Annotated in this window: 2 protein-coding genes; one reads left to right on the top strand and one right to left on the bottom strand. The window is 57.4% G+C overall.

What is annotated here, in order from left to right; genetic code table 11:
• On the top strand, positions 1-231 hold a 231-nt coding region (locus SB786_RS35575), incomplete at its 5' end, for a hypothetical protein (RefSeq protein ID WP_410731483.1).
• 89 nt (positions 232-320) lie between these two features.
• On the opposite strand, the gene SB786_RS35570 is transcribed toward SB786_RS35575, so the two are convergent.
• Positions 321-559: hypothetical protein (locus tag SB786_RS35570; RefSeq protein ID WP_410731481.1), on the bottom strand; the 239-nt coding region annotated here is incomplete at its 5' end.

The following is a 559-nucleotide window of genomic DNA, read 5'->3' as shown; positions in this document are numbered from 1 at the left end:
CGAAACCGCTCGTCGTACTTCGCCATGAAAAACACCCCAAAGGTTGGATCGGTGTCCAACTTTTGGGGTGCAGTTCATTCCGGCGGGCTTTTTCATTGTCGCGCGTGCTGGCGCCGGCGCGTGCGGGACGTTCGATACCTCTTCGTGACGTTACGTAACATCCGCGCGTTACGGCCGCAGAACAGGTGTTACATCGTCATGACCGCAGAAAATATCCTTATGGATCAATAGCGTACTTCCGTAAATGTGCCTGGCACACAAACTGCTTTATAAGATGGAATCGTGAGAACGGGAAGGGTGGCGTCAGAGAGCGGGCGGCGTCACGACCGTCCGACCCACGGTACCCCCGTCTTGAGATGCCGGTGCTGCAAGCGCCGGCGCAAAACCGATGACGATCCGCGCCATGCGCGGATCCCGATGGCCCCGTCGCCTTTCCTCGTAGGGCGACGGTTTCGCCCGCGCTTCTTCTGAAGCGCGGGCAATTTTTTTGGTTCTTCACGGATTAGCGTGAAGGCGAGGCCTAAAAGGAAAGCGGTGCCCGAAGGAATAGACTGGTTGT

This window comes from Burkholderia sp. SIMBA_062 (genome assembly GCF_046534765.1).
GTDB classification, from domain to species: domain Bacteria; phylum Pseudomonadota; class Gammaproteobacteria; order Burkholderiales; family Burkholderiaceae; genus Burkholderia; species Burkholderia ambifaria.
Note: the sequence above shows the minus strand (reverse complement) of the source record. Positions and strands in the feature narration are given on the sequence as shown.